The 3,132-nt window shown below is 57.8% G+C and carries 2 protein-coding genes; both read right to left on the minus strand.

The features are described 5' to 3' along the window. On the minus strand, window positions 1-1,796 hold a 1,796-nt coding region (gene flhA / locus RTY00_RS22625; RefSeq protein WP_312666396.1), incomplete at its 3' end, for a flagellar biosynthesis protein FlhA. Continuing rightward, a complete protein-coding gene (gene flhB / locus RTY00_RS22630; RefSeq protein WP_256696644.1) occupies window positions 1,789-2,940 on the minus strand; it encodes a flagellar biosynthesis protein FlhB in 1,152 nt (383 codons plus the stop codon). The genes flhB and flhA, both read right to left, overlap by 8 nt. Between the last annotated feature and the right edge of the window lie 192 nt (window positions 2,941-3,132).

The raw sequence follows: 3,132 nt of genomic DNA on the forward strand, positions 1-3,132 counted from the left end.
TCGCCGTTGCCCGGGAACCACTGTTGGGTAATCGCCCGTCCCAGCGCCACACGCACAACGCTGGTGAGCTCTTGCGGATCGTTCTGCACCGGCGCATGTTCCGCCAATGTTTCAATAATGGTGCGCATATCGCGAATCGAGACGCGCTCGGTCAGCAGGTTTTGCAGCACTTTGTGCAGCGTGGTCAGGGTGATGACGCCCGGCACCAGATCTTCGGTCAGCTTCGGCATCTCTTGCGTGACGCGATCCAACAGCTGCTGCGCTTCCTGACGGCCAAACAGCTCGCTGGCGTATTGGCCAATCAGGTGATTGAGGTGCGTCGCCACCACGGTGCTGGCTTCGACCACGGTAAAGCCCTGAATCTGCGCCTGCTCTTTCAGGGCGCTATCGATCCAGATCGCCGCCAGACCAAAGGCCGGATCGACGGTCGGCTCGCCCGGCAGCGAACCGGCGGCGGTGCCCGGGTTAATCGCCATCCAGCGGCCTGGGTAAGCATCACCGCTGCCAATTTCTACGCCTTTCATCAGGATGCGGTAACGCGCGGGCGGCAGCTCCATGTTGTCACGGATATGCACCACCGGCGGCAGGAAGCCGACCTCCTGCGCCACCTTCTTACGAATACTGCGGATACGCCCCAGCAGTTCGCCGTTTTGCAGGTGATCGACCATCGGAATCAGGCGATATCCCACTTCCATACCCAGCGAATCTTCCAGCTGCACATCGGTCCACGACGCTTCCACGGTGGCCGGCGTTTCCTGGGTTTTCACCAGGCTTGAGGCTTCGGTGGGTTTCTTCGGCTGCATTTCGCGACCGCGTAGCCACCAGGCGAGACCGAGCAGTGAAGCGGTAAACAGCAGGAACACGAAGTTTGGCATGCCCGGCACCAGACCCAGCAAACCAATCACGCCGCCACTCAGCATCAGCACGCGCGGGTTTCTGAACAGTTGAGTCACCATCTGTTCGCCGACATCCTGATCCGTGCCCACGCGCGTCACGATGACACCCGCCGCGGTGGAGATCACCAGCGCTGGGATTTGTGCCACCAGACCGTCACCGATGGTCAACAGCGTGTAGGTTTCGCCCGCATGGCCAAGATCCATACCGTGCTGCACCACGCCGACCAACAGACCGCCGATGACGTTAATCACCATGATAAGGATACCGGCGATAGCATCACCACGAACGAACTTACTGGCACCGTCCATCGAGCCGTAGAAGTCGGCTTCCTGCGTCACTTCGCTACGGCGCTGTTTGGCTTCCTGTTCGCCAATTAAACCGGCGTTGAGATCGGCATCGATCGCCATCTGCTTACCTGGCATGCCATCCAGCACAAAACGCGCGCCGACTTCAGCGATACGTCCCGCACCCTTGGTGATAACCATGAAGTTGATGATAACGAGGATGATGAACACCACGATACCGATGGCGAAGTTACCGCCAACGAGGAAGTGACCAAAGGCTTCCACCACGCGTCCGGCAGCATCGGCACCGGTATGGCCTTCCAGCAAAATGATACGGGTTGAGGCGACGTTCAGCGCCAGACGCAGCAGCGTCGAGAACAGCAGAATGGTCGGGAATGCGGCGAACTCCAGCGTGCGCTGGGTGAACATCGCCACCAGCAGCACCATGATCGATAGCGCAATGTTAAAGGTGAACAGCAGATCAAGAATGAATGCGGGTAACGGCAGCACCATCATCGACAGGATCAACATGATCAGTACCGGCCCAGCCAGCACCTGCCATTGCGTGTCTTTAAAGTTGCCCGGTAAACGCAGCTTCTCGGCTAAATTAGCCATCGTTAGTGTTCTCTCCTGCAAAGTCCATGTCTGCCGGAACCGGCAGGTTTTTTGGTTTGTTTGGAATCAGGCCGCCTTCGCGCTTCCAGCGTCGCAGCTGCCAAACCCAGGCCAGCACTTCTGCCACCGCGCCATACAGCGCGCCGGGGATGAACTGACCAATTTCTGTGTGTCGGTACAACGCACGCGCCAGCGGCGGTGCTTCGAGAATCGGGATACGGTGCTCTTTGGCGAGCTCACGAATTTTCAGCGCGATATCGCCTGCGCCTTTGGCAATCACTTTCGGCGCGCTCATCTTGCCTTCCTGATACTTCAGCGCCACCGAGTAGTGCGTTGGGTTGGTGACGATAACGTCGGCTTTCGGCACATCGGCCATCATGCGTCGACGTGCGGCGGCGCGCATCGCCTGACGAATGCGCCCTTTAACGTGCGGATCACCTTCGTTCTGTTTGTGTTCGTCACGAATTTCCTGGCGCGTCATCTTCAGCTTTTTGAAGTAGCTATAAAGCTGCCAGAACACGTCAAAGCCGACCATCGGGAACAGGCCGAGCATGATCAGCCCGCAGCAGGCGGCGATCATCGATAAACCGTGATGCAGCGCGTTGATGGGTGATTCACTCATCAAACGCAGCATCTCTTGCCAGTGGCTCCAGATGTACCAACCGGCGACGATGCCCACCAGCACCGCCTTCATAATCGACTTCACCAGCTCAGCGGCGGTTTGACCGGAGAACATGCGGCCGATACCGGTGAGCGGGTTAAGCTTTTTGAGATCGAACTTGATGGATTTACCGCTGAAGTTAAGGCCGCCCAGCGCCATCGGTCCGGCAATCGCCACTACCACCAAACCGCCCATCAGCGGCAGCAGCGCGATCACCGCCTGCTTAATCAGGCTGCCGATGTGGCCGATGATGACTTTGTCATCGCTGACCATGCCGTGATCAAAACGAAAACCGGTGGCGACCATGCTCGCCAGACGCTCCGCCATGCTGTTGCCGCCAATCCACAGGATCAGCAATCCAATCAACAGCATCATCACTGAAGTCAGCTCGCGCGAACGCGGAATCTGCCCCTCCTCACGCGCTTTTTCAAGTCGGTGGGGCGTGGGCGATTCTGTTTTGTCCTCGTTACTCTCTTCAGCCACGACGTACCTCAGCTGGCAGGAATTCTGAGCATAGAATGCCAAAACCCGGTCAGGCTAAAGCGCGGATTAAAGGGGGGAAATGTGAGCTTATTTAGCCATAAGTGAAATTGCGGGCTGATTGGTCGCCATAAATGGCGACCCTACGAAAAACGCGCCAATCCTTTGTAGGGTCGCCATTTATGGTGACCGAAA

Origin of the sequence: Pantoea sp. CTOTU49201, from assembly GCF_032054795.1 — a bacterium.
GTDB classification, from domain to species: domain Bacteria; phylum Pseudomonadota; class Gammaproteobacteria; order Enterobacterales; family Enterobacteriaceae; genus Pantoea; species Pantoea symbiotica.